The 26061-nt window shown below is 70.8% G+C and carries 23 protein-coding genes; 12 read left to right on the top strand and 11 right to left on the bottom strand.

The window, feature by feature from the left end; translation table 11 throughout:
• Positions 1-31 precede the first annotated feature (31 nt).
• Positions 32-325 carry a DUF4193 domain-containing protein gene (locus ACIWQI_RS06910; protein WP_396656404.1) on the top strand — a complete coding sequence of 98 codons (294 nt, stop codon included), beginning with the start codon at positions 32-34 and terminating at the stop codon, positions 323-325.
• Here the strand turns inward: ACIWQI_RS06910 and ACIWQI_RS06915 are convergent.
• Positions 300-803, bottom strand: coding sequence for a DUF3093 domain-containing protein (locus ACIWQI_RS06915; protein WP_396656405.1), 504 nt, complete (start codon positions 801-803; stop codon positions 300-302). The two genes, ACIWQI_RS06910 and ACIWQI_RS06915, sit on opposite strands and share 26 nt — an antisense overlap.
• A gap of 24 nt (positions 804-827) precedes the next feature.
• Here ACIWQI_RS06915 and dut point away from each other — a divergent pair, with 24 nt between their 5' ends.
• From dut to dxs, 5 genes are all read left to right on the top strand, one after another.
• The gene (gene dut / locus ACIWQI_RS06920; RefSeq protein WP_396656406.1) at positions 828-1295 is read left to right on the top strand and encodes a dUTP diphosphatase; all 468 of its coding nucleotides are present in this window, start codon (positions 828-830) and stop codon (positions 1293-1295) included.
• The gene (locus ACIWQI_RS06925) at positions 1292-1891 is read left to right on the top strand and encodes a DUF3710 domain-containing protein (RefSeq protein WP_396656407.1); all 600 of its coding nucleotides are present in this window, start codon (positions 1292-1294) and stop codon (positions 1889-1891) included. Before dut ends, ACIWQI_RS06925 begins: the two co-directional genes overlap by 4 nt.
• Positions 1888-2670 (top strand): DUF3159 domain-containing protein, encoded by a 783-nt coding sequence (locus ACIWQI_RS06930; RefSeq protein ID WP_396656408.1) that lies wholly within the window; start codon positions 1888-1890, stop codon positions 2668-2670. Before ACIWQI_RS06925 ends, ACIWQI_RS06930 begins: the two co-directional genes overlap by 4 nt.
• A gap of 141 nt (positions 2671-2811) precedes the next feature.
• Positions 2812-5646, top strand: coding sequence for an aconitate hydratase (locus tag ACIWQI_RS06935; protein WP_396656409.1), 2835 nt, complete (start codon positions 2812-2814; stop codon positions 5644-5646).
• A 69-nt stretch (positions 5647-5715) separates the two neighbouring features.
• Complete coding sequence (dxs, locus tag ACIWQI_RS06940) at positions 5716-7665, top strand: 1-deoxy-D-xylulose-5-phosphate synthase (RefSeq protein ID WP_396656410.1); 1950 nt, start codon at positions 5716-5718, stop codon at positions 7663-7665.
• 7 nt (positions 7666-7672) lie between these two features.
• Here dxs and ACIWQI_RS06945 read toward each other — a convergent pair whose 3' ends face one another.
• Positions 7673-8839, bottom strand: coding sequence for a DegT/DnrJ/EryC1/StrS family aminotransferase (locus ACIWQI_RS06945; RefSeq protein WP_396656411.1), 1167 nt, complete (start codon positions 8837-8839; stop codon positions 7673-7675).
• 119 nt (positions 8840-8958) lie between these two features.
• Here ACIWQI_RS06945 and ACIWQI_RS06950 point away from each other — a divergent pair, with 119 nt between their 5' ends.
• Genes ACIWQI_RS06950 through ACIWQI_RS06960 form a run of 3 tightly spaced genes read left to right on the top strand, consistent with a single transcriptional unit; the run spans position 8959 to position 12700 of the window.
• On the top strand, positions 8959-10677 hold the full coding sequence (locus ACIWQI_RS06950) for an FAD/NAD(P)-binding protein (protein ID WP_396656412.1): 1719 nt from the start codon (positions 8959-8961) through the stop codon (positions 10675-10677).
• Positions 10674-11300, top strand: a complete 627-nt coding sequence (locus ACIWQI_RS06955) for a GNAT family N-acetyltransferase (protein WP_396656413.1) — start codon at positions 10674-10676, stop codon at positions 11298-11300. Before ACIWQI_RS06950 ends, ACIWQI_RS06955 begins: the two co-directional genes overlap by 4 nt.
• Positions 11300-12700 (top strand): lyase family protein, encoded by a 1401-nt coding sequence (locus ACIWQI_RS06960; RefSeq protein WP_396656414.1) that lies wholly within the window; start codon positions 11300-11302, stop codon positions 12698-12700. Before ACIWQI_RS06955 ends, ACIWQI_RS06960 begins: the two co-directional genes overlap by 1 nt.
• A gap of 4 nt (positions 12701-12704) precedes the next feature.
• Here the strand turns inward: ACIWQI_RS06960 and ACIWQI_RS06965 are convergent, their stop codons facing one another.
• The 7 genes from ACIWQI_RS06965 to ACIWQI_RS06995 all read right to left on the bottom strand — a co-directional run bounded on the left by ACIWQI_RS06965 (position 12705) and on the right by ACIWQI_RS06995 (position 20912).
• Positions 12705-13445, bottom strand: a complete 741-nt coding sequence (locus tag ACIWQI_RS06965; RefSeq protein WP_396656415.1) for a WbqC family protein — start codon at positions 13443-13445, stop codon at positions 12705-12707.
• Positions 13442-14593, bottom strand: coding sequence for a hypothetical protein (locus ACIWQI_RS06970; RefSeq protein ID WP_396656416.1), 1152 nt, complete (start codon positions 14591-14593; stop codon positions 13442-13444). Before ACIWQI_RS06970 ends, ACIWQI_RS06965 begins: the two co-directional genes overlap by 4 nt.
• Positions 14590-15690, bottom strand: coding sequence for a glycosyltransferase family 2 protein (locus tag ACIWQI_RS06975; protein WP_396656417.1), 1101 nt, complete (start codon positions 15688-15690; stop codon positions 14590-14592). The genes ACIWQI_RS06970 and ACIWQI_RS06975 overlap by 4 nt, the downstream gene beginning before the upstream one ends.
• A gap of 2 nt (positions 15691-15692) precedes the next feature.
• Positions 15693-17846 carry a 3-hydroxyacyl-CoA dehydrogenase NAD-binding domain-containing protein gene (locus ACIWQI_RS06980; RefSeq protein WP_396656418.1) on the bottom strand — a complete coding sequence of 718 codons (2154 nt, stop codon included), beginning with the start codon at positions 17844-17846 and terminating at the stop codon, positions 15693-15695.
• A gap of 11 nt (positions 17847-17857) precedes the next feature.
• Positions 17858-19060: a thiolase family protein gene (locus tag ACIWQI_RS06985; RefSeq protein ID WP_396656419.1), complete on the bottom strand. Its 1203-nt coding sequence runs from the start codon at positions 19058-19060 to the stop codon at positions 17858-17860.
• A 72-nt stretch (positions 19061-19132) separates the two neighbouring features.
• On the bottom strand, positions 19133-20329 hold the full coding sequence (locus ACIWQI_RS06990) for an HRDC domain-containing protein (protein WP_396656420.1): 1197 nt from the start codon (positions 20327-20329) through the stop codon (positions 19133-19135).
• Complete coding sequence (locus tag ACIWQI_RS06995; protein WP_396656421.1) at positions 20322-20912, bottom strand: DUF3000 domain-containing protein; 591 nt, start codon at positions 20910-20912, stop codon at positions 20322-20324. The genes ACIWQI_RS06990 and ACIWQI_RS06995 overlap by 8 nt, the downstream gene beginning before the upstream one ends.
• A 25-nt stretch (positions 20913-20937) precedes the next feature.
• Here ACIWQI_RS06995 and ACIWQI_RS07000 point away from each other — a divergent pair, with 25 nt between their 5' ends.
• Complete coding sequence (locus ACIWQI_RS07000) at positions 20938-22161, top strand: alpha/beta hydrolase family protein (RefSeq protein ID WP_396656422.1); 1224 nt, start codon at positions 20938-20940, stop codon at positions 22159-22161.
• Here the strand turns inward: ACIWQI_RS07000 and ACIWQI_RS07005 are convergent.
• Positions 22127-22564 carry a SufE family protein gene (locus tag ACIWQI_RS07005; RefSeq protein WP_396656423.1) on the bottom strand — a complete coding sequence of 146 codons (438 nt, stop codon included), beginning with the start codon at positions 22562-22564 and terminating at the stop codon, positions 22127-22129. The genes ACIWQI_RS07000 and ACIWQI_RS07005 overlap by 35 nt on opposite strands.
• A 31-nt stretch (positions 22565-22595) precedes the next feature.
• On the bottom strand, positions 22596-23492 hold the full coding sequence (locus ACIWQI_RS07010) for a sulfurtransferase (protein WP_396656424.1): 897 nt from the start codon (positions 23490-23492) through the stop codon (positions 22596-22598).
• A gap of 133 nt (positions 23493-23625) precedes the next feature.
• On the opposite strand from ACIWQI_RS07010, the gene zapE reads away from it, so the two are divergent.
• A complete protein-coding gene (gene zapE, locus ACIWQI_RS07015) occupies positions 23626-24669 on the top strand; it encodes a cell division protein ZapE (protein WP_396656425.1) in 1044 nt (347 codons plus the stop codon).
• A 165-nt stretch (positions 24670-24834) separates the two neighbouring features.
• Positions 24835-26055: an ammonium transporter gene (locus tag ACIWQI_RS07020; RefSeq protein ID WP_396656426.1), complete on the top strand. Its 1221-nt coding sequence runs from the start codon at positions 24835-24837 to the stop codon at positions 26053-26055.
• Positions 26056-26061 lie beyond the last annotated feature (6 nt).

Genomic DNA, 26061 nt, shown 5'->3' on the forward strand with positions numbered 1-26061 from the left:
CAGAGCACAGAAATGTAGAGACATCACACGCATGGCAACCGACTATGACGCTCCGCGCAAGACCGACGAAGACAGCGAGTCGATCGAGGCGCTGAAGGAGCGCGTCCCGGACAAGCTCTCGGGATCCGTCGACGTCGACGATGCGGACAACCCGAGCGGCTTCGAGCTGCCCGGAGCGGACCTGTCCGACATCGAGCTGGACGTCGTCGTGCTCCCGCCTCAGGAGGACGAGTTCACCTGCGCGAACTGCTTCCTCGTCAAGCACCGCTCGCAGCTCGACCACGAGGAGTCGGGCGGGTTCATCTGCCGGGAGTGCGCTGCCTGACGCTCGCGGTGCGAAGCGCCGACCGGAGACGGTCGGGCGTGCGGCTGGAGATCACCCAGCTGGGCACCGGATCGTCGGGGTCCTGCAGCGGCACCAGCACCAGACCGTCGATCCCGCCGCGGATCAGATGCCAGGAGCGCGGGTCGAGTCGCGGACCGCGCTGCTGGCGCGCCTCGTCGCCGCGGAACTCCACGGGCATGCCGAGGTGCCGGGTGTCGATGCGCGCCCGGCCCGCGTGGAGCCAGCCGTCCTTGACCTCGATCACCGGCGAGGTGACCACCAGGAGGGCGATGATCGCGATCGCGATCGCGCAGCCGGCGACCAGCGCGACGGTGGAGTTCAGCGGCGCGAACACCAGCGCGCCCATCGGCGCGACCATCGCGGCGGCGATGAACGCCCACAGGGGCGGGGTGAGGCGCTCCCGGTAGAGCGCGGGGCCGGCCGACCGGCCCTCCTGCGCCGTCTGAGTGCCCCGCATACCGTTCTGCATTACCCTCGTTGAGTGCCCGAAACCGTCGATGTCCCCATTGTCGCATCCGCCCACCCCGCCTATGCGCACCCCGGCGACGCCGGTGCCGATCTCGTCGCGGCCGAGGCCGTCCGTCTCGAGCCCGGCGCACGTGCGCTCGTGGGAACAGGCGTGCGGATCGCGCTTCCCGACGGGTACGCCGGCTTCGTCGTCCCCCGCAGCGGTCTGGCGGCCCGGCACGGGATCACGATCGTGAACGCTCCCGGCACGGTCGATGCCGGCTATCGCGGCGAGATCAAGGTCGCGCTGCTGAACACCGATGCCGACGAGCCCTACGACGTCGCCGTGGGGGACCGCATCGCACAGCTCATCGTGATGCCGGTCCCCCGCGTGAGCTTCGTCCCGGTGACCGAGCTGCCCGACAGTGTTCGCGGCGACGGCGGGTTCGGGTCCACCGGCTATCAGCACGGAACCGCCCAGAGAACGGAGGATCGGGCATGAGCGATGATCTGACGCCTGCACCGGCCGACAAGAGCGCACCCGAGGACAGGGCCCAGACCGGCCCGTTCGACGAATCGGAGGCGAACCCGGTCCGCCCGTACATCGACCTCGGCGGCATCAAGATCCTGCCGCGCGACGGCCTCAATCTCCGGCTCGAGGTCGAGGAGCAGACCAAGCGGATCGTGGCTGTCGGCCTCGACTACGCCGACTCCACCATCCAGGTGCAGCCGTTCGCGGCGCCGCGCAGCTCGGGCCTGTGGGAGGAGACGCGCGAGCAGATCCGCGAGCAGGTGCGCCAGCAGGGCGGCCGCGTGGAGGAGCGCGACGGGCCGCTCGGCCCAGAGCTGCTCGCAGAGGTGCCGGTGACCACCGGGACCGACGGGCAGGTGGGTCGCCGACTCGCGAGGTTCGTCGGCGTCGACGGCCCCCGCTGGTTCCTGCGTGGTGTCATCGGCGGCGCCGCCACCTCCGATGTCGACGCCGCCGCCAAGGTCGAGGATCTCTTCCGGTCGATCGTGGTGGTCCGCGGCGGGTCTCCGATGCCGCCGCGCGATCTCATTCCGCTGCGGATGCCGACGACCCCGGGATCGGCGTGACCGACTCCGACCCTCGCACCGGTCCCGACGAGCCGCCTGCGGATCAGCCGGCGACCTCCGACATCCTCGGGGCTGCGCTCGGATCGGCGGCCCGGCAGGCCGGTCTCGACCCCGCCGCGGAGGCGAGCACGGGTCATGTCGTCTGGCGTGCGATGGGCGGCTGGCGCGGCGTGCTGGAATCCGTCCTGCCCAGTCTCGCGTTCCTCGTCATCTACACGGTCTGGCACGAGCTGCTGCCGGCACTGCTCATCTCCGTAGGGCTCGCCCTCGTCTTCACCGTGATCCGCCTGGCGATGAAGTCGCCTCCCGCCGCCGCGATCGGGGGGCTCGTCGCCACGGGTGCGGCGGCGGCCCTCGCCCTGTGGACCGGCCGCGCCCAGGACAACTTCGTGTGGGGCTTCATCACCAACGGCGCCTACGGCACCGCCTTCCTCGTCTCGGCGCTGATCGGCTGGCCCCTCATCGGCCTGGCCGCGGGGTTCCTCATGGGGGAGGGCACCGCGTGGCGCGCCGACCGTCGCAAGCGCCGGGTCTACTTCTGGCTGTCGATCGCCTGGGCGGCGATGTTCGCGGCGAGGCTCGCCGTGCAGCTGCCGCTGTACTTCGCCGCCGGCGCCGCTGTGCCCGGATCGGATCAGGAGGTGGCGATCACGGGCGCGCTCGCTGCGACCAAGCTGATCATGGGGCTGCCCCTGTTCGCGCCCCTCGTCGCGGTCACGTGGCTGGCCGTCCGCGCACTGCATCCGCGCGCGCCGGCCCGCGGCGCGACGCGCGGGTGATGCTATATTTATCTTGATATCGAGATAAATTCGCTCCTCCGACGGTAAGGTCGCCCTCACTAGCCACACCCTGCCGACGGGGGAATGATGGGGATGTCGGGACTCGACGCCCCATCCCCGCCGCCGATGAAGGAGACAGACGTGTCCACGGTTGACAGCTTCGGTGCCAAGAGCACCCTGACAGTCGGCAGCACCGACTACGAGATCTTCCGCATCGACAAGGTCGCAGGCCACGAGCGGCTGCCGTTCAGCCTCAAGGTGCTGCTGGAGAACCTCCTGCGCACGGAGGACGGCGCGAACGTCACGAAGGCGCAGATCGAGGCGCTCGGCAACTGGGATGCCGACGCCGAGCCCACCATCGAGATCCAGTTCACGCCGGCCCGTGTCGTCATGCAGGACTTCACGGGCGTGCCGTGCATCGTCGATCTCGCCACCATGCGCGAGGCGGTGACCGAGCTCGGCGGCGACCCGAACAAGATCAATCCGCTCGCCCCGGCCGAGCTGGTCATCGACCACTCCGTGATCGCTGACCTCTTCGGGACGCCGAACGCGCTCGAGCGCAACGTGGAGATCGAGTACGAGCGCAACGGCGAGCGCTACCAGTTCCTGCGCTGGGGTCAGACCGCGTTCGACGACTTCAAGGTCGTGCCCCCGGGCACGGGCATCGTGCACCAGGTCAACATCGAGCACCTGGCGAAGGTGGTCTACGACCGCTCCGTCGACGGCGTGCTGCGCGCCTACCCCGACACGTGCGTGGGAACCGACTCGCACACCACGATGGTCAACGGCCTGGGCGTGCTGGGCTGGGGCGTCGGCGGCATCGAGGCCGAGGCGGCCATGCTCGGCCAGCCGGTGTCGATGCTCATCCCGCGCGTGGTCGGCTTCAAGCTGACCGGCCAGATCCCGGCGGGCGTCACCGCGACCGACGTCGTCCTCACGATCACCGACATGCTGCGCAAGCACGGGGTGGTCGGCAAGTTCGTCGAGTTCTACGGCGCCGGCGTCGCCTCGGTCCCACTGGCCAACCGCGCGACGATCGGCAACATGAGCCCCGAGTTCGGATCGACGGCGGCGATCTTCCCGATCGACGACGTCACACTCGACTATCTGCGGCTCACCGGCCGCGACGAGCAGACGGTGGCCCTGGTCGAGGCATACGCGAAGGAGCAGTCGCTGTGGCACGACCCGGACAGCGAGCCGGTCTTCAGCGAGTACATCGAGCTCGACCTGGGCACCGTGGTCCCGTCGATCGCCGGTCCCAAGCGCCCCCAGGACCGCATCCTCCTGTCCGAGGCGAAGGAGCAGTTCGAGAAGGACATCCTCAACTACGCGAGCCCGCAGGTCTCCGAGTCGATCGTCGATCTGGAGTCGAAGCACTCCTTCCCCGCGTCGGACCCCGGTGCCGTCCCCGGCGAGGAGGAGCTGGTCACCCGCGAGGTGCACATCTCCAGCGGCGGGCCCGCCGAGGTGTCGAACCCGGTCAAGGTCACACCCGCAGGCGGCGCCCCGTACATCATCGACAACGGAGCGGTCACGCTTGCGGCGATCACGTCGTGCACCAACACCTCCAACCCGTCCGTGATGGTGGCGGCGGGCCTGCTGGCCAAGAAGGCGAGCGAGAAGGGCCTGAAGACCAAGCCCTGGGTCAAGACCACGCTCGCGCCCGGCTCGAAGGTCGTCACCGACTACTACGAGAAGTCCGGGCTCGACAAGGCGCTGGACAGCCTCGGGTTCTTCACGGTGGGCTACGGCTGCACGGTCTGCATCGGCAACTCGGGACCTCTGATCGAGGAGGTCTCGGCAGCTGTCAACGAGAAGGACCTCGCGGTCGCGGCGGTGCTGTCGGGCAACCGCAACTTCGAGGGTCGGATCAGCCCCGACACGAAGATGAACTATCTCGCCTCGCCGCCGCTGGTCGTGGCCTACGCACTGGCCGGATCGATGCACTTCGACTTCGACAGCGAGCCTCTGGGCAAGGACACCGACGGAAACGACGTGTTCCTGCGCGACATCTGGCCCGCTCCGGAAGAGGTGCAGGAGATCGTCGACTCCGCCATCTCGCGGGAGCAGTTCATCAAGCAGTACGCCACCGTGTTCGACGGCGACGACCGCTGGAAGAACCTGCCCACCCCGACCGGACCGGTCTTCGAGTGGGAGGAGTCCTCGACGTACGTGCGCAAGGCGCCGTACTTCGACGGCATGACGATGGAGCTCACCCCGGTCTCGGACATCCGGGGCGCGCGGGTCATGGCCACGCTCGGCGACTCGGTGACCACCGACCACATCAGCCCGGCCGGCGCCATCAAGGCCGGGACCCCCGCCGCACAGTACCTGACCGAGCGCGGCGTGGCCCAGAAGGACTTCAACTCCTTCGGCTCTCGTCGCGGCAACCACGAGGTGATGATCCGCGGCACGTTCGCGAACATCCGGCTGAAGAACCAGCTCGTCGCAGCCGTCAACGACGGCGTGGTCGTCGAGGGCGGCTTCACCCGCGACTTCACCCAGCCGGGCGGTCCGCAGGCGTACATCTTCGACGCCTGCATGAACTACCAGGCCCAGGGCACGCCGCTCGTCGTCTTCGGCGGGAAGGAGTACGGCTCGGGCTCGTCGCGCGACTGGGCGGCCAAGGGCACCACCCTGCTGGGTGTGAAGGCCGTCATCGTCGAGAGCTTCGAGCGCATCCACCGCTCCAACCTGATCGGCATGGGCGTCGTCCCGCTGCAGTTCCCGGACGGACAGTCCTGGGAGTCGCTCGGGCTGGACGGCACCGAGATCGTCTCCATCGAGGGGCTCGAGCAGCTCAACGAGGGGGTCACGCCGAAGACCGTCAAGGTCACCGCGGAGCCGAGCGAGTTCTCGCCGGAGGGCAAGCAGACGGTGACCTTCGACGCCACCGTCCGCATCGACACCCCCGCCGAGGCCGACTACTACCGTCACGGCGGCATCCTCCAATACGTGCTGCGCCAGCTCGTCTGAGTGCACGTGCGAAGGCCCCGGCATTTCCGATGCCGGGGCCTTCGCAGGCTCCGTCGCTAGAATCGGAGCATGAGTCTGCTGGAGTCGATCACGGGTCCTCGTGACCTCGACGGACTCTCGCTCGATCAGCTCCGTCAGCTCGCGCAGGAGGTCCGCGGCTTCCTCATCGAGAACGTCGCGCGCACCGGCGGCCATCTGGGGCCCAATCTCGGCGTGGTCGAACTGACGATCGCCCTGCACCGCGTGTTCGACTCGCCCGACGACCCGTTCATCTTCGACACCGGCCATCAGTCGTATGTGCACAAGCTGCTCACCGGCCGGCAGGACTTCAGCGCCCTGCGCTCCCGCGAGGGGCTCGCCGGCTACCCGCAGCGAGCCGAGAGCGCGCACGACGTCGTGGAGTCCTCCCATGCCTCCAGCTCGCTGAGCTGGGCCGACGGCATCTCACGCGCGCTCACACGGACCGGGCGCCGGGATCGCCACGTCGTCGCCGTCGTCGGCGACGGCGCACTGACCGGCGGCATGACGTGGGAGGCGCTCAACAACATCTCCGACGACAACGACCGCAACCTCGTGATCGTCGTCAACGACAACGGCCGCTCCTACGCGCCGACCATCGGCGGGATGGCCCGCTACCTCAACCGCGTGCGCACGACGCAGGGATATCGCACCCTGCACGAGGGCTCGACCACGCTGGCGCGCAAGCTGGGTCCGGTGGCACGGGCCGTCTACCGCGGCATCCGGGGTGGCACGCACGGGTTCCTCTCCCGGTTCACGAACAACGCCGCCCTGTACTCGAACCTGGACATCAAGTACCTCGGACCGGTGGACGGGCACGACCTGGAGACGCTCATCGAGACCCTCCAGCTCGCGAAGGCCTACGGCGCCCCGGTGATCGTGCACGCGATCACCGAGAAGGGCCGCGGCTACGAGCCCGCGGTGCACGACGAGGCGGATCAGTTCCATGCCGTCGGCCGCATCGACCCGGCCACCGGCGAGGCCCTCGGCACCGGCGTGGAAGGGTGGACGGACGTCTTCGCCTCCGAACTGCCGCTGATCGGGGAAGCGCGCGACGATGTCATCGCCGTCACGGCGGCGATGCTGCGGCCCACCGGCCTGCTGCCGTTCGCGCAGCGGTTCCCGGCCCGGGTGTACGACGTCGGCATCGCCGAACAGCATGCCGTGGCATCCGCCGCGGGCCTCGCCTTCGGGGGCCTGCACCCGGTCGTCGCCATCTACGCCACCTTCATGAACCGCGCGTTCGACCAGGTGCTGATGGATGTCGGCCTGCACCGGGCCGGCGTCACGTTCGTGCTCGACCGCGCCGGCGTCACCGGACCCGACGGGCCGAGCCACCACGGGATCTGGGACCTCGCGATGCTGCAGATCGTGCCGCACATCCGCATCGCCGCCCCGCGCGACGCGGTGCGGCTGCGCGAGGAGCTGCGTGAGGCGATCGACGTCGACGACGCGCCCACCGTGATCCGGTACCCGAAGGGGGCCGTCAGTCCGGAGCTCCCGGCCATCGAGCGTCGTGACGACGGCGTGGACGTCCTGGTGCGCAGCGAGAGCGAAGACGTCCTGCTGGTCGGCATCGGCCCGATGGCGCACCTGGCCGTCGACGTGGCGGCTCGGCTGCGTGCCCAGGGGATCGGCGCGACGGTCATCGATCCGCGCTGGGTCATCCCGGTGCAGCCGTCCGTGGTGGAGCTGGCGGCATCCCACCGCCTCGTCATCACCATCGAGGACGGCATCCGCGTCGGGGGGATCGGCACGCGGGTGCGGCAGGTGCTGCGCGAGGCCGGCATCGACACCGCGGTCGACGAGCTGGGCGTGCCCGACGAGTTCATCCCGCACGCCAGCCGCGAGCAGATCCTCGCGGACGCCGGACTGACCGCGGCGAAGATCGCGCAGGACGTCGTCGCCCAGGTGCTGGGCACGCGCATCCCGGTGGCGCGACCCGCCGTCGGCGAGATCCCCGTGATCGGGGACTGGGCGCACCGGCACACCGGCGCCTGAGCGCGGGTCAGAGCGCGGCGGACGCGGGCTCGACGACCGTCCGCACCGGTGCGGAGGCGGTGTACGCGTCGTGGATGCGCTCGAGGATCGTCTGCAGGTCGGCGTCGGTGAGGCGACCGTGCAGCGGCAGGCAGAGGATGCGGCTGCTGAGCCGCTGTGCGTGGGGGAAGGCACCGCGGTGTCCGCGCTCGACGAAGTAGGGCATGTCGGTCAGGAGCGGGTGGAAGTATCTGCGCGCGTGGACGCCGCGCTCGGCGAGCGCGTCATGCAGCTCGTCGCGGGACAGGGTCGACGCGTCGTCGACGAGGACGGGCAGGTACGCGTGATTGTGCCCGGCGTCTTCGATCGGACCGAGGACGCGCAGACCCGGCAGGTCGGCCAGCCCGGTCGCGCAGCGGCGGGCGATCTCGCCCCGGCGCGCGATCTCGTCGGCGACCAGCGGCAGCACCTGCAGACCGAGCGCGGCCGACAGCTCGCTCATCTTCGCGTTGACGCCCCAGTCGACCGTGATGCCCTGTCCGGTGATCCCGAAGTTGCGCAGCCGGGCGAGGGCGGCGTGGTCCTCGGGGGTGTGCGCGACGACACCTCCTCCTTCGGCGGTGTGGAAGATCTTCGTGGCGTGGAAGCTGAGCGCCGAGAGACGGCCGTGGGCGGCCAGGGCCGCGCCGTCGTGTCGGGCGCCGAAGGCGTGCGCGGCGTCGTACACGACCGGGATGCCGGTGCGCCTCGTGTACCGGTCGAACGCCCGGGTGTCGGCGGGGATCCCGTAGCAGTGCACCGGCATCACGCCGCGCGTGCGCGGCCCGGTCGCCGCGGCCACCGCCGCCGGGTCGAGATTGGGGGAGTCGGGCTCGATGTCGACGAATCGCGGCGTGTACCCGGCGAGCTCGATCGCCTGGGCGGTCGCGACGAACGTGTAGGGAGTCGTGATGACCTCGTCGCCGGGCTCGGGCGCGCCCAGCGCCACGCGCAGGGCGCCCGCCAGCGCGAGCGTTCCGTTGGCGAAGAGGGCGACATGGCGCACGCCGAGCCACTCCGCCAGCCGTCGCTCGAGCTCCGCGTGGAAGGCGCCGCCATTGGTCAGCCACTGATCGTCCCACATCTCCGCGAGCGCGGGCAGGACGCTCTCCAGCGGCGGCATGAGAGGCCGGGTCACCAGATACTGCGGCGCCATCGGCGCCTCCTCACTCGGATCTCCCCCTAAGATTCCGAACGTCAGCGTAGTGCACGACGAACGGTCCTGGATGGTGTTTCACTGGGGGTGTCCGCCGATCGACAGAACAGGAGCGCCGGGTGATCTCATCGATCGCTGTCGTCGGGGCGGGTCCGCGCGGGTTGAGCATCCTTGAGCGGATCGCGGCCACGATGACCGATCGGAGGCTGCGGGTGCACCTCATCGATCCGGGGCCGGTGGGCGTCGGGGTGCACCGCGAGGACCAGCCCGAAGGCCTGCTGCTGAACACCGTCGCGGGCCAGATCACGATGTTCCGACGGGGTGATCCGGCTGCGGACGGCGTCTGCATCGACGGGCCCAGCCTGGCGGAGTGGGCGGGCGTTCCCCGCGATGCGTACCTGCCGCGCCGCGCGCTGGGGGCATATCTGCGAGACGCGTACACCCGGCTTCGCGAGGGGATGCCCGAGGGCGTCGACGTCGTCGAGCACCACGCGCGGGCAGTGGCGATCGCTCCGGACCCGGGCGGCGGCTGGGAGCTGGAGCTGTCGCAAGGGGAGCGTGTCCAGGCGGACTTCGCCGTCCTGGCCACCGGTCACGGGGCGCTGTCGCCGTCGGCGGCGGAGGCCGCGGCGGACGCGTTCGTGCAGGAGCATCGGGCGCGCAACCCGGCCCTGGCGCATCTGCGCAGCTGCTACCCGCTCGAGTCGCTCGCTGCCATCGCGCCGGGCGCGCGCGTCGCGGTGCGCGGCATGGGGCTGGCGGCGGTCGATGTGGTGCTCCTGCTCACGGCCGGGCGCGGAGGCCGGTTCACCCCATCGGCGGACGGCCTCGTCTATCACCCGTCGGGCCAGGAGCCGCAGCTGACCGTGTGGTCGCGGCATGGGCGCGCCTTCTGGCCGCGTGCCCGCAACGAGAAGTCGCCCTCCGACGTGCACCACCCGATCCGGCTGGACCTGGACCGGATCCATGCCCTGCGCGCGACCGGGCCCCGCGACTTCGCCGTCGATCACGTGCCGCTGCTCATCGCGGAGATGACCGCGGCTGCGCAGCGCATCGATCCGCGTGCGTCGGTCGGTCTGCTCGCACAGCTGCTGCGCTTCCCGGACGACGCCGAGGGCGGGAACGCCCACGACCGTGCGGCCAGTCTCCTCGAGTTCTTCCGCGAGGACGAGGCCCGCGCCGAGGCCGGGAACATGACCGACCCGCTGAAGGCGGCGACCGACGCCATCCGGGACCTCCGCAACGAGATCCGGGAGTGCGTCGAGCACGGCGGTCTGGATGCGGCATCGCACCGCCGCTTCGTCGAGGTGTATGCGCCGCTGCTGCATGTCATGTCGGCCGGCCCGCCCGCCCAGCGTGCACGCGAATGGCGTGCCCTGATCGCCGCGGGTGTGCTGCGGCTGGGCCCCGCCGACCCCCAGGTCGAGTTCGATGCGGCGTCGGCGTGCTTCCGGCTGAGGGGAGCCGACGACGCGATGGACTGCGACGTCATCGTGGGGGCCAGCGTCGACCCCTTCCTGCCGGAGCGCGACGATGCGCCGCTGACGCGGAGCCTCCTGGAGGGAGGACTCGCCCGTCCCTACCGCAACGGGACGTATCACCCCGGCGGCTGGGACATCGACACCGCCGGCCGGCTCATCGACGCCGCCGGGCGCCCGCAGCCGAATCTGTGTGCGGTCGGCAACCCCACCGAGGGGCCGCACTACTTCACCAACATGCTGCCTGCGCCGGGGCTGCCTTCGCGCATCACCGAAGACGCGCGGCGCGTGATCGATGCGGTCGCGGCGTACGAGCGCGCCGGTGACGCCGAGCCCGGCGGAGAGGAGGCCGCGGCGTGACCGCCGATGCGAAACCGGTGAGAGCCTGGATCAGCCCGTTCGAGGCGGCCGGCGAGCACGTCCGTCTCATCCCGCTCGACCCGCGGCACGAGGCCGACCTGGTCACGGCGGTGCGCGACGGGGATGTCTGGGACACCTGGTTCGCGGCCGTTCCCCGGCCGGAGGGCATGGCCCGCGAGATCGACTGGCGGCTGGGCCTGCAGGAGGAGGGGCGGATGGTGCCCTTCACCGTGCTCGACGCCACGGGGCGGATCGTGGGGATGACCAGCTACATGAACGTCGAGCCCGCCCACCGCCGGCTGGAGATCGGGCACACGTGGTACGCGGGATCGGTCCAGCGCACGGCCCTGAACACCGAGGCGAAGCTGCTCCTGCTGTCGGCGGCCTTCGACACCTACGACTGCATCGCCGTCGGCTTCCGCACCGCGTACTTCAACTTCCGCAGTCGCACCGCGATCGAGCGGCTCGGGGCGAAGTACGAGGGGACCTGGCGCAGCCACATGATCCTCCCGGACGGCACGATCCGCGACACCTGCTACTACAGCATCATCGCCGCGGAGTGGCCGGCCGTGCGTCGCAACCTCACCTGGCGTCTCGCGCACCGACGCCCCTCGGAGCAGTGATGCGCGACATCTTCGCCTGGATCGGCGAACTGGACGCCGCGTCGCTGATCGCCGTCGCCGAGGCCGGCCTCGCGGAGCCCACCTCCGTGCGGCGCGCGGCCGAGGCGATCGTCGCCGTGCGCGCGCTGGCGGATGCACCGGGCTCCGATCGACCCACCGACTATCTCGACATCCAGCGCCTGCTTCGGGCACAGGCCGGCGACGACGCGGACGTCATCCACCTCGGCCGCAGCCGGCAGGACATCCTGGCCACCGTCCACCGGCTGCTGCTGCGTGATCGCATCATCGTCCTCGCCCGGGCGGTCCTCGGACTGCGGCGTGCCCTGGCCGAGCAGGCGGCAGCCGACCCGCACGCCGTGGTCCCCGCCTACACCAACGGCGTGCAGGCGCAGCCGACGGCGCTGGGGCAGCAGCTGCTCGGGTACGAGTCGGCGCTGGCCCGCTCGTCGGAGCGACTCCTGCAGTGCTATCGGCGCGTGGACCGGTGTCCGCTCGGCGCGGCGGCGCTGGCGACGTCCTCGCTGCCGCTGGACCGGCGGCGCCTCGCGGAGCTGCTCGGCTTCGCGGCGCCCGAGGACAACGCGTTCGATGCCGCGCAGCTGGCGCCCGTGGACGTCGGGTTCGAAGCCGCGGCCGCAGCCGCCGCCGCGGCCCTGACCGCGTCGACGTTCATCCAGGATCTGGCCGCGCAGTATCACCACTCCCGTCCCTGGCTGCTGCTGGCCGCCCCCGCGCTCGTGGCCCCCAGCACCCTCATGCCCCAGAAGCGGAACCCGGTGGCGCTCGGCTGGGCGCGACTGCTGGCCAGCGAGGTCATCGGCGACAGCATGCGGGCGGCCATGGTCGGCCACAACGTCCCCTCCGGGATGACCGACTACAAGCGCTACGACGCCGCCGACGCCCTGGACCGCGCCACGACGATGGCGCGGGACCTGACCGAGGTGGTGCGCGATCTCCGCCTGGACGCAGACGCCGCCATCGCGGAGCTGGGGGCGGAGTTCGCCACCGCGTCGCACGCCGCCGCAGCGCTGGCGGCACAGCCGGACATCTCGCAGCGGGAGGCGCACCAGATCGTCTCGGCCCTGGTGGACGACGCCCGCGCGGCCGGGCTCGGCTCGGCGGGTGTGGATGCCGCGCGGGTCGACCGTGCGGTGCGAGCCGTGCTCGGCCCGGACGCGACGGTGGACGCCGGCGCGATCGTCGCGGCGTTCGACCCGGCCTCGATGGTGGCTGCGGCGCGCGGTCTGGGCGGTCCGCAGCCGGCAGAGGTGGATCGCATGCTCACCACGGCCCAGGAGCGGATCGCCGCGGACGAGGACGCGCTCACGCAGCTGGCCGCGGCGCTGCAGCGCGCGGACGAGGAGCGCGCGGCGCGGCTCGCGCGCCTCATGCGTCCGTGATCGCTCAGCCCGCCGCCTCGCGACCCATCCGCACCATCTCCTGCACCCGTTCGCGAGGATTGCGCAGCAGCACGTCGAGGATCGACAGTCCCGGGACGAACTCGCCCGCGCCGTCCTGCGGGTAGGCCGGAAGCTCCGGGTCGAGGAAGGCCAGCTCGACGCCGTGCGCGGCGAAGTCGTCCGGGCGGTAGATCGCGCGACCGCCCGGCGGGTTGAGGAAGCGGGTCCCGCCGAACGACTGCACCAGCCGGATCACCCGCGTGGAGCCGCGGTGGTCGCGATCCGGGCGCTCCGAGCTGAGGCGGCGGGGCGTCCGGATGCCGAGATGCCCGCACACCCCCTCGATCGCGCTGCGCAGAACCGTCATCAGTTCCGTCGCCTCCGCAGGCAGCCACTGCTCGACGAGCGGGAGGACCACCCGCGACTGAGGCGCATGCGCGTACGCGTGGTGGAGTCGACTCAGCAGCCGCCGTCGCTCGGCGGGGTACTGCGCGGTGAGCTTCCGCTCGTTGATCGGGGCCTGCGCCGGAGCGGCGGCGACCGGGAGCGTGAACATGCGTGCGCGTCCGCGCTCCATCAGTCGGTTCCGGTTGATCCACCCTGCGCGCACCCACGGGTAGTCGTCGCCGATGACGAACACGTCGGCGTGGGCGATCAGCTGGAAGTAGCCGAGGTACGGGAACAGGTAGGGCTGCATCGCCGTCACGGTCACGCCGGCGCCCCGGTCCGCGGCCAGTCCGGTCACCCCCACGCCTTCCGGTCGTCGCCGACGTTGGTGACCGGCAGCGAGGACAGTCGGAACATGCCCGGACCGAAGTACCCCTCCTGCGCGAACAGGAGGGTGCCGGCGACGAAGTCCTGCAGCGGCTCGCCGCGCAGCGAGGTGTGCCAACGCGGCTGATCGACGAAGCGCTGGATGACGGTGGTCATCGGGTCGGCGGCGAGCCAGGCGGCATCCCATTCCGCGGGCGAGACCATCGCCCCGGCCAGGACGCCTTCGCTGCGGCCGAGGTTGCGCGGCTTCATGATCCATCCGGCGGGGTTACGTCTGGCCTGGGCCCACAGGTCGGGCGCGAGGTGGGCGAGCCAGGTCGGCTGCAGGTGCCGCCGGAGGACACCGGCGGCGTCCGGCGGCAGCGCCGCCTGGAACTCCGGCAGCGTCATGACGGCGAAGAAGGCCTTGTCGTGCACGAGCACCGCGGTGCGCAGATCGTTCCGCATGCCCGCGTCGACGAGACGGCGCACCGTGTCGTCGTCGAGCCGAGAGATCTCGGAGTGGTTCATCTCGCTCACCAGGCGCCTGCCGTCCAGGCTGTCCAGTGCAGGGCCGAGGGCGTCCGGGGGGAGGACCGTGAGGGTGCGGCCGGCCGCCTGGAACACCCATTCCAGGAACTCGGAGTCGTTGCGCCCCTCCTCGCCGCGGATCATGACCGGATCCGCGCCGAGCCAGTCGGCGAGCACCGGGAGGAAGACCCGATAGCGGTCCGGGCGCACCCGGGCGAACCCGTGCCGATCGGCCAGGTGCTCGAAGATCGCGTGGCGCAGGAACCCGTTCATGACGAAGCGGCAGGTGATCTCGATCATCCGCGGTGTGCCGTCCGCTTCGAAGACGATGTCGGTGCGGAAGGTGCCCTTGTCGTACGGCACCCCGTCCGTGAGGCGCGCGATGCGGTGGGCGAGCTCGGGGAACGGGATGAGGGCGCTCCAGCGATCGAACCCGGAGACGAAGAGATCGACGGCCGCCGAGAGCGCCCCGTGGATCTGCGCGAAGGCCGCATCCAGCTCGGCGTCGACGGGGTAGGGATCGTCGACGAACCAGGTGTCGTAGTATCCGGCGCGCTCTTGCACCACCTCGGTCACCGCGGCGGACAGCTCGGCGAGCACGGCCGTCACGTCGGGTCTCCGCTGCGGGGACGCACGACCGGTCGCAGCGCCGACCGGAGCCGGTCCACCAGGCGGCCCGGCATCGCGATCGCCGCCCATCGCGCGGCGACGACATCCAGGGGCGCCCGCGACCGCTGAGGCCACAGCGAGATCGCCTCCCGCCGGGTGAGCTGGCCGGATGTCACCGCCCGCTGCAGCGACCGCGGCAGCGTCGCCCAGACCTGGCGGCGCCGCGCCGCGGCGTCGGACGCGAGCTCGGGCGCCGTCACCGCGAGCTCGTCGAGGGCGCTGATCATGCGGATGCCGTGCCGGGCTGCGCCGGCATGGTCGGCGGTGTGCGCCGCGGTCCACGACCCGGCGAGGTGGCGGCGGTACACGCTCATGGGGCGGTCGAGGTAGGCGATGCCGCCGGCGGCGCTGCCGATCGCCATCATGAAGACGTCGCCCAGCGGCGGATGACTGCGGTCGCGGTACGCCTCGTAGCGGTCGAGAGCGGTGCGCGCATAGACCGCCGAGGCGTACGGGGGAGTGCGGACCCGCAGAGTGCTGCCCGGGCGCAGGAGGTCGTCGGACCGCGCCAGCCGGCCGACGATCCGTGCCGACCCGGTGCGCGTGTCCACCTCGACCGCGGAGTGCAGCGACAGGTCTGCGCCGGTGCGCTCGAGGGCCTCGACCTGCCGCGCGAGCTTGCTCGGGTCGGTCCAGTAGTCGTCCGCCTCGCACACCGCGATCCAGCGTCCGCGTGCGTGCGGCAGCACGTTGCCGAGCGTCCTGCCGTTGCGGCTGTACAGGTTCTCGTCGCGAAGGATCGCCGTCACGATCCGCGGATGCGACCGGGCGTACCGGGCCACCTCCGCGGCGGTGCCGTCGGTGGACGCGTCATCCTGCACGAGCACTTCGAACGGGAAGGCGGTGCGCTGCGCGAGCATGCCCTCGATCGCGTGGGCGACCGTGCCGGCGTGGTTGTACGCCATGCAGCACACCGAGACCCAGGGCGTCTCGCCCGCCGCCGGGCTCCAGCCGGCGATCAGCTCCTGCTCGGGCAGGGCGCGAAGCGGGGGCGGCACGACGGTCTCGACCTGCGCGGGACCCGACGCGCCGACCATGCTCAGACGTTAGCACCGCCGATGCCGCGGATGGGCGGGTGGTGGAAGGTGTCGCCGAAGGCGCGCTCGCTCGCGCCCTCGCGATCGAGGTAGGGCGAGGCGCCCCCGTCGATGAACGGCCACCCGGCGCCGAGGATGAGACACAGGTCGATGTCCTGCACCTCCGGCACCACGCCCTCGTCGAGCATGACCCGCATCTCCTGGGCGAGGCCGTCCTGCACGCGACGCAGGATCTCGGCGGCCGGAACGGGAGTCCTGCCCACGGCGGGCTTGATCGCCTTCTCTGCGGCCTTGGTGAAGCCGGTGACCCGGCCGCCCTTGTCCTTCTCGACGACGTCGGCAAGCTCCGCCAGGACGTGGAGGTTCTCGTTGGCGTAGAACCTCTCCGGGAAGGCATCCGCCATGGTGTCCTGCACGTGCGCGGCGACCTTCCAGCCGACGAGGTCGATGAGCTGGAAGGGCCCCATCGGCAGTCCCAGCGGCGCGAACGCCTTCTCGACGTCGGCGACCGGGGTGCCCTCGTAGACGGCCCGCGCCGCCTCGCCCATCACCTTGGCGAGCAGCCGGTTCACGACGAACCCGGGGGCGTCGGCGGTGAGCACGGCGTTCTTGCCCAGCCCCTTCGCCACGGTGAACGCCGTCGCCAGCGCGGCGTCGGCCGTGTGCGGGGTCTTCACGATCTCGATGAGCGGCATGACGGCGACCGGGTTGAAGAAGTGGAACCCGACCAGACGCTCGGGATGCTTCAGCTTCGCACCGATCTCCTCCACCGACAGCGACGAGGTGTTCGTGGCCAGGATGGCGTCCTCCGCGATCAGCGGCTCGAGCTCGGCGAACACCTCCTGCTTCACGCCGACCTCCTCGAAGACGGCTTCGATGACGAAGTCGCAGTCGGCGTACTCGCTCTTGTCGGTGGTGCCGTGGATCAGCGCGCGCAGCCGATTCGCCCCGTCCGCGTCGAGCCGGCCCTTGGCCTGGAGCTTGGCGATCTCCTCGTCGATGTAGGCGAGTCCCTTGTCGACGCGGGCCTGGTCGATGTCCGTGATCACGACGGGCACCTGCAGCCGACGCAGGAACAGCAGCGCGAACTGGCTCGCCATCAGTCCCGCCCCGATGATGCCCACCTTGGCGACGGGTCGCGCGAGCGACTTGTCAGGAGCTCCGACAGGGCGCTTCGCGCGCTTCTGCACCAGGTCGAAGGCGTACATCGAGGCCGCGAACTGATCGCCCGTGACCAGCTCGACGAGCGCGTCGTCCTCGCGGGCGAAGCCTTCCGCCTTGGTGCCGCTCTTGGCCTTGTCCAGCAGTTCCAGCGCGACGTAGGGCGCCTTCGGCACCGTGCCGATCTTCGACTCCAGCATGCCTCGGGCGACCTTGACGGCGATCGGCCACTTCGTGAGCCGCTCGATCTTTCCGGGCTCGTTCCGGCGCGTCACCGTGACCGTGCCGCCGAGGACGCCGTCCGCCCAGCGCAGCGAGTCCTCCAGGTAGTTCGCCGGAGGGAAGATGGCGTCCATGATCCCCAGCTCGTACGCCTGCTGGGGCCTGAGCATCCGGTTCTGCTTCAGCGGGTTCGAGATGACGACCTCGAGGGCGTTCTCGATCCCGATGAGGTTCGGCAGCAGATAGGCGCCGCCCCAGCCCGGGATCAAGCCGAGGAACACCTCGGGCAGCGCGATCGCGGCGGCCGAGGCATCCACCGTCCGGTAGTCGGCGTTCAGGGCGATCTCCAGCCCGCCGCCGAGCGCCAGCCCGTTGACGAAGGCGAACGACGGCACGCCCAGCTCGGACAGCGAGCCGAGAACCTTGTGACCAAGCTGGGCGACGAGCCTGGCATTGTCCTTCGAGCCGACGCGGGAGATGTCCGACAGGTCGGCGCCGGCGGCCAGGATGTACTGCTTGCCGGTGATGCCGACCGCCTGGATCTCGCCGGCGGCCGCCCGCCGCTTGAGGCCCTCGAGCGTCTCGCCGAGCTCGGCCATCGTCGCAGGCCCGAGCGTGTTCGGCCGCGTGTGGTCTCGGCCGTTGTCGAGGGTGATCAGGGCCAGCACCTTTCCGGAGGGCAGCCGCACGTCCCGCACGCGGGAGTGGGTGATCACTTCGTCGTCGGCAAGGGCGAGCAGGGGCGAGAAGTCGATCTCGTCGTAGTTCGTCATTCGTCAGCGCCTCACTTCCGCTTGCCGTCGTAGTGCGGGTTCTCCCAGATCACGGAGCCACCCTGCCCCAGGCCCACGCACATCGCGGTGAGGCCGTAGCGGACGTCCGGCCGCTCGGCGAACTGCGCGGCGAGCTGGATCATGAGCCGGACGCCGGAGGCGGCCAGGGGGTGGCCGAGCGCGATCGCCCCGCCCCACTGGTTGACCCGCGGGTCGTCATCGGCGATGCCGAAGTGGTCGAGCAGCGAGATGACCTGGATGGCGAAGGCCTCGTTGAGCTCGAAGAGCCCGATGTCGTCGATGGTCAGACCGGCCTTGCGCAGGGCCTTCTCGGTCGAGGGGATCGGCCCGATGCCCATGATCTCCGGCTGCACGCCGGCGAACGCGAAGGAGACGAGACGCATCTTCGGCGCCAGCCCGAGCTCCTTCACGGCCGCCCCGCCCGCCATGAGCGAGATCGTCGCGCCGTCGGTGAGCGGCGAGGAGGTGCCGGCCGTGACCCGTCCGTGCGGACGGAACGGGGTCTTCAGCGCCGCGAGACCCTCCATGGTCGTCTCGGGCCGGCGTCCCTCGTCCTCGGTCGCGAGACTCCACGCGCCCTCGGCGTCCTTGATCGCCACGGGGACGAGATCGGCCTGGATGCGACCCGCGTCATACGCCGCCTGCGCCTTGTGCTGGCTCAGCATCCCGAATCGGTCCGCGCGCTCCTTGGTGAGGTGGGGGAAGCGATCGTGGATGCGCTCCGCGGTGACACCCATGTTGAGGGCGCCCGGATCGACCATCTTCTCGGCCACGAAGCGGGGGTTCGGGTCGGCGTTGGAGCCGATCGGGTGGCGGCCCATGTGCTCGACGCCACCGGCGAGGGCGAGGTCGTACATGCCGGTGCCGATCGCGCCGGACATCATGGCGACGCTGGTCATCGCCCCCGCGCACATGCGGTCGATCGCGAAACCGGGCACCGTCTGCGGCAGACCGGCGAGGAGCCCGACGGTGCGGCCCAGGGTGAGGCCCTGGTCGCCGGTCTGCGAGGTCGCGGCGATCGCGACGTCGTCGATGCGGTCCTTGGGCACATCAGGGTTGCGCTCCAGCAGCCCGATCGTCGCCTTGACCGCGAGATCGTCGGCGCGGGTGTTCCAGTACATGCCCTTCTCGCCCGCGCGCCCGAAGGGCGTGCGCATGCCATCGACGAAGAAGACGTCCGAGATCTCGGCCACTCTGCCTCCAAGGGTTGGGATTGAATCCAGCCTAATGTGAGACTGAGTCTCAGCGAATCGGTTGGAGCGAACCTACGACGCCGTGTCCGCCGCGTCGCGCGGGTCTTGCGTCGATGATACAAAGGCGTCGGCGATCAGCCAGGCGGTCTCGGCGACCTGCCAGGGCCGTGCGCCGAGCTCCGCGAGCGCGGCCCCGATGGACTCCGCCGTGATCTCAGCGGGCGGCGACCAGGCCACCCGCCGCAGCAGCTCGGGCGTCAGCAGATTCTCGGTGGGCATGCGCAGGGCCTCGGCGCGCTCCTCGACGACCGGGCGGGCGGCCCTCAGGCGCGCGTCCGCCTCGGGGTTGCGGTCGCTCCACGCCCGGGGCGGGGGGAGCGCATCGCTCGGCACGCGCTCCGGCGGCGGCTCCGGGTCGGCTCGTCCGGCTTCGATCGCGGCCCACCAGCGGTTCAGCTGCGTCCGGCTGGCCCGGCCGTTGAACTCCTTGATCCCGGCCAGGGCGCTCTTGCTCGGCGGATCCGCGGCGACCGCGGCCACGATCGAGCGGTCGGGGAGCAGTCGCCCCGGCGCGACATCCTGCTCCTGGGCGTACTCCTCCCGCGCCTGCCACAGGGCCCTGGCCACCGCGAGCGGCCGCCGCCCGCGCAGCGTGTGCAGGCCGCTGAGGCGCCGCCACGGATCGCCGCGCTGCGGCTTGGGTCCGCGCGTGAGCACCGCGTCGAACTCCTCGCGCAGGATCTCCTCTTTGTGCTGCTCGGCGATCTCGTCCGCCAGCGCATCGCGCACGTCGACGAGATACTCGACATCCAGCGCCGCGTACTCGAGCCAGGACTGCGGCAGCGGGCGGGTGGACCAGTCCGCCGCGGAGTGCGCCTTCGCCAGCGCGATGCCGAGGGTCTCCTCGACGATCGCGCCCAGGCCGACCCGCGCGTGGCCGAGCAGCCTCGCGGCGAGCTCGGTGTCGAAGATGCGCGGCGGTTCGAGGGAGAGTTCACGCAGCGAGGGAAGATCCTGGCTGGCGGCGTGCAGCACCCATTCCTCCGACCCGATCGCGCTCTGCAGCGGACGGAAATCGCCGATGGCCGGCGGATCGAGGAGGAAGACGCCGGCTCCGCGCCGGAAGACCTGGACGAGGTAGGCGCGCTGGGAGTACCGGAAGCCGGAGGCGCGTTCGACGTCGACCGCCACCGGGCCTTCGCCTGCGCGGAGGGCGTCGGACGCCGCCTCGAGCCCGCCGGCGGTGTCGATCACCTCGTAGTCAGCCACGGCCCGCCTTGCGCGCGCCCAGCACGGCGACGCCCTCAGAGCCGGGCGGCAGTCCCGCCAGCATGCACACCAGCTCGGCCCATGCCTGCACGTGCGGACCGATGGCGCTGCCCGGCGACCACGACGCGCGCAGCTCGATCTGCGCACCCTCGCCTTCGGCGTGGAGCGATCCGAACCCCTTCGACACGGTCTTCGTCGCGGTTCCGGCGGCGGCACGGAACTCCGCGCCGCGAGTGCGCAGAGCATCCATGAGCCACGACCAGGCGACGTCGGCCAGCAGCGGGTCGGTGCCGATCTCGGTCTCCAGCGGTGCCTGTGCGAACGTCACGATGCGGAACGGCCCACCCCACTGCTCGGGCTCGCCGGGATCGTGGAGGAGGATGAACCGTCCGGTGCCGTAGACGGACTCGCCCGTCGCGGCATCCGGGCGCACATCGCCCGCGAGGGCGATCGACTCGGGCGCCAGCGAGCCGGGCGCGTCGATCTCGGTGACGACGAGGTCGTCGCGGAATCGCTCGGCGCGCACCTCCTCGGTCGCGCGCGCGAAGGCGAGCGACGACTCGTGAGGACGATCGGCGGCCACGGAGACAGACTAGAGTGATGCTCCGATGAACAGTTCCAGGCACGCCGCGATCCGGAGCGCGGCACCCGCCCTCGTCGTCGGACTCCGGCTCGCGATCGGCGGTCTGACCGCGCTGCTGGCAGCGGTGCTGGCGGTGTGGGGATTGGTCGCCATCAGAGTCGCGCGCCGCGTGGTCACGCCCGCGCAGCGAGAGGCCGACACCCACATCGTCGACCTGGACACCGCCGCCCAGACGATCACGCTCACCCGCACGCCGGACACGGTCCTTCCCGGACGGTACGGGCTGTTCACCAGCGGCACGGAGTCCTATCTGAAACTGGGCAGCGTCCTGTCCGAAGACGAGGCGACGGTCAAGCGGAAGCTGCTCACACACGTCGGAGCGGATACCCGGCTGCAGCGCGATGCCGCCTTCAGCGGCTGGTACTACGACAGCCCCGATCAGCTGCACCTCCCGTACTCCTCGGAGCTCATCGGATCCGCGCTGGGACCGTGCCCGGCCTGGCTCTTCCCGGCCGGGGACGGGGATGTCTGGGCGATCCAGATCCACGGGCGTGGCACCGACCGCACCGAGTGCCTGCGCGCGGTGCCGGTCTTCGAGGCGCTCGGCATAACCTCCCTTCTGGTGTCGTATCGCAACGACGGCATCGGTCCGCGCAGCCGCTCGGGCACGTATGCGCTGGGAGCTGCGGAGTGGCGGGACGTGGATGCCGCGATCGGCTTCGCCCGGCGGCGCGGTGCGCGCCGCATCGTGCTGATGGGGTGGTCGATGGGCGGTGCCATCGCGCTGCAGACCGCGTTGTCGTCCGCGCACGGCGACCTCATCGCGGCGATCGTCCTCGAATCGCCCGTCGTCGACTGGCGGGTCGTGCTCCACTACCAGGCGCAGCTCACCCGCATCCCGCAGCCGATCGCCGGTCTCGCACTGTCGGCGCTGCGATCGAGCTGGGGCACCGGCCTCACCGGAGCGGACGCGCCGATCCCGTTCGACCGGCTCGACGTGATAGCCCGCAGCGGCGAGCTGCGGCATCCCATCCTCATCCTGCACAGCGACGACGACGGCTTCGTGCCGTCCGACGCCTCGCACGATCTCGTCGTGGCACGCCCGGATCTGGTCACCCTGCAGGTGTTCGACACCGCCCGCCACACGAAGCTGTGGAACTACGACCAGGAGCGCTGGACGCGCGCGATCTCCGACTGGCTCCGGGCCCAGGGCCTCACGAGTGACGCTTCAGGCGGATCTGCCGCTTGACACGCATCAGCATGCCGGTCATCCCGCTGATCCGCAGGGGTGAGACGGCGCGCGTGAGGCCGATGCTCTGCGGGTAGTCGTCCGGGATGGCGAGGACCTCGTCGGCGCTGAGCCCGCTGATGCCCTGCACGAGGATGCTCGCGAAGCCGCGAGTGGTCGGCGCCTCCGGGGGAGCGGTCGCGTGCATGGCGACGGTGTCGTCGTCGGCGACGTCCACGATGATGTACACCGGCGACTGGCACTCGACCACCCGCTCGCACAGTTCAGGGTGGTCGCGGTACTCGGCGGGGATCGCGGGCAGCTCGCCCGAGTACTCGAGCAGCAGCTGCAGCCGGTCGGACTCCGGCAGTTCGAGGAACTCCTCGCGGATCTCGGCCAGCGCGGCGGGCAGGGTGGAGGTCATCGCCTCCATTCTCCCACCTCCAGGCCCGCCGTCACAGCGAACCCGGCTCCTCGCCGGTGACGATCGGCACACGCACCGCGCTGCCCCACTCCGTCCAGGAGCCGTCGTAATTGCGCACATCCTCGAAGCCGAGCAGGTGCTTGAGCACGAACCAGGTGTGGCTGGAGCGCTCGCCGATGCGGCAGTAGGCGACGATCGAGTCGCCGTCCTTCAGGCCGGCTTCGCCGCGGTAGATCGCCTCCAGCTCCGCGCGGGGCTTGAATCCGCCGTCCTCGGCGACCGCCCGGCCCCACGGCACGCTCTGCGCGGTCGGGATGTGGCCGGCCCGCAGCGCGCCCTCCTCGGGATAGGCCGGTGCGCTCGTGCGCGAGCCGTTGTACTCCTCGGGGGAGCGCACATCGACGAGCGGACCGCGCCCCAGGTGGGCGAGCACGTCGTCCCGGTACGCGCGCAGCGCGCTGTCGTCGCGCGCCACGACCGGATACTCGGTGGCGGGCCGCTCGGTGGCCTCCGTCGTGATCGGGCGGCCGTCGCTGATCCACTTGTCCCGTCCGCCGTCCAGCAGCCGGACGTCCTGGTGGCCGAACAGAGAGAACACCCACAGCGCGTAGGCCGCCCACCAGTTGTTCTTGTCGCCGTAGATGACGACGGTGTCATCGCGTGCGATGCCCTTGCGGCTCAGCAGCTCGGCGAAGCCGGCGCCGTCGAGATAGTCGCGCACGACGGGGTCGTTCAGGTCGGTGTGCCAGTCGATCTTGACGGCACCAGGGATGTGGCCGGTCTCGTAGAGGAGGACGTCCTCGTCGGATTCGACGACCACGAGGCCGGGGGCGCCGAGCCGCTCCTGGAGCCACTCACCGGTCACGAGCCGGCCGGGGTCAGCATACTCGGCGAACTTGGCGGACGACGTGTCGAACTCGACGCTCACGGGGGCTCCTCGGGTCACGGGACGCGGCCGCGCCCGCGCGCGGCCGGACGGTAGGGTTGATCCGTCTCCTTCGAGACTAGAGCGGCGCGCGGCCGGTGGGGCCGGCGCCGTAACTCTCCGACACAGGAAGCGCATGGCAGCCGAGCACCCGAGTGAGCGCACGGGCATCGTGCACCTGACCGCACGAGCACCCCAGGTGTCCGGCGACGAGATGGTCGCATCCCTCGTTCCGCCGCCGCAGTTCGGTGCCGCCACGTTCGAGACCTACCAAGCCGATCCGGCATACCCGTCGCAGCAGGAGGCCAAGGATCTGCTCATGCGTTTCGCGGGAGTCGGACCGGCGCCCGTCAAGCGCGGCGGGCTCTTCAGCCGCGCCAAGCGCGAACCGGAGCTCAAGCCGGGCGTCTACCTCGACGGCGGCTTCGGGGTCGGCAAGACGCACCTGCTGGCGGCGGTCTTCCATGCCATGCCTGCGCGGCGCAAGTACTTCGGGTCGTTCATCGAGTACACGGCGCTCGTCGGCGCGCTCGGGTACAAGCCCACCGTCGCCCTCTTCCGCGGTGCCGACCTGCTCTGCATCGACGAGTTCGAACTCGACGATCCCGGCGACACGATGGTGATGACCCGGCTGCTGGGCGAGCTGGTGGCGTCCGGGACCCGCCTCGCCGCCACGAGCAACACTCCGCCCAACGCGCTGGGCGAGGGCCGTTTCGCGGCGCAGGACTTCCTGCGCGAGATCCATGCGATGGCCGAGGCCTTCCAGACCCTGCGCATCGACGGCGTGGACTACCGACAGCGCGCGATCGACGGTCACGCCGTCGTGCTCACCGACACCGAGTACGAGCGCGCGCTCACCGACGCCGCGCAGGCGGGTCTCGTCTCGGACGACGGGTTCACGGCCCTCGTGGAGCACCTGGCGGCCGTGCATCCGTCGCGGTACATCCGGCTCATCGACGGGCTCTCCACGATCGGCATGCGGGACGTCTCCGAGCTGGTCGACCAGTCCGCCGCGCTGCGGTTCGTGGCCTTCGTCGACCGCGTGTACGACGCGCAGATCCCCCTCCGCGCCACGGGCCTGGGTCTTGACCAGGTGTTCGGCGAGGAGATGCTCGCCGGCGGGTACCGGAAGAAGTACCTGCGGGCGATCTCCCGGCTCATCGCCCTCACCGCGTCCTGACGCTCCCAGCCTCCCGAAACGCGATGTTCACGGAAGCGAGCCTCGTGTAACGGATCCGAAACCTCGCAGGCCCGCCGCCGGAAACGGCGCCTCGCGAGACTTGCTCGCACACCGCCCGGTCGTCCGGGCGATGCACCCGAACACGAGCGAGTGAGGAACACCTGTATGGACAGTGGAGCATTCGCCTGGGCGATCACAGCAACCGCGCTGGTGCTGTTCATGACCCCGGGCCTGGCCTTCTTCTACGGCGGACTGGTCAAGGCCAAGAGCGTGGTCAGCATGATGATGATGAGCTTCGGCGCCCTCGGGCTCGTCGCGGTGCTGTGGATCCTGTACGGCGCGAGCATGTCGTCGGTCGGCGACGTGTGGGCGTTCGCGGGCAACCCGCTGGAGGACTTCGGCCTGAACGCGATCTCCGGCGACAGCGAGGCCCTCATCGGCACCGCCTTCGGCGCGACCTTCGCGATCATCACCACGGCCCTCATCTCCGGGGCGATCGCCGATCGCGCGAAGTTCGGGTCGTGGATGCTGTTCGCCGGCCTGTGGGCGACGATCGTGTACTTCCCGGTCGCGGCGTGGGTCTGGGGCGGCGGATGGATCCTCAACCTCGGCACGAGCATGGGGTTCTCGACCGAGGTGATCGACTACGCCGGCGGAACCGCCGTGCACATCAATGCCGGCGCGGCTGCTCTGGGGCTCTCGCTCGTGCTGGGCAAGCGCATCGGGTTCCAGAAGGGCATCCAGAAGCCGCACAACGTGCCGCTCGTGCTCCTGGGCGCGGCGATCCTGTGGTTCGGATGGTTCGGCTTCAACGCCGGCGCCGAGTACGCGGGTGACTTCGGCAGTGCCGGCCTGATCGTCATCAACACGATCGGCGCGACCGCTGCGGCCGTACTCGGCTGGATCGTGGTCGAGAAGGTCAAGGACGGCAAGGCGACCTCGGTCGGTGCCGCGTCCGGCGCCGTGGCGGGCCTCGTGGCGATCACCCCGTCGTGCGCCAACCTCGCGCCGGGCTGGGCCCTGCTGCTCGGTGTGCTCGCCGGTGCCCTGTGCGCCCTCGCGGTGGAGCTGAAGTACAAGCTCGGATACGACGACTCGCTCGACGTGGTCGGCATCCACCTGGTCGGCGGCCTGCTCGGAACGGTGTACCTCGGCTTCTTCGCCATCGACACCGGCCTGTTCCTGGGCGGCGGGTTCGAGCAGCTGATCCTGCAGGTGATCGCCGCGGCAGCGGTCCTCGCGTACTCGTTCGTCGTGGCACTGGGGCTCGGCTTCGCGATCGAGAAGACGATCGGATTCCGGGTGCGCAACGAGGACGAGATCGCCGGGGTCGACACGGTCATGCACGGCGAGGAGGGCTACGTCCTGGCCGACCGCATCGCGTGACGGTGA

This window comes from Microbacterium sp., assembly GCF_044508325.1.
GTDB lineage: Bacteria > Actinomycetota > Actinomycetes > Actinomycetales > Microbacteriaceae > Microbacterium.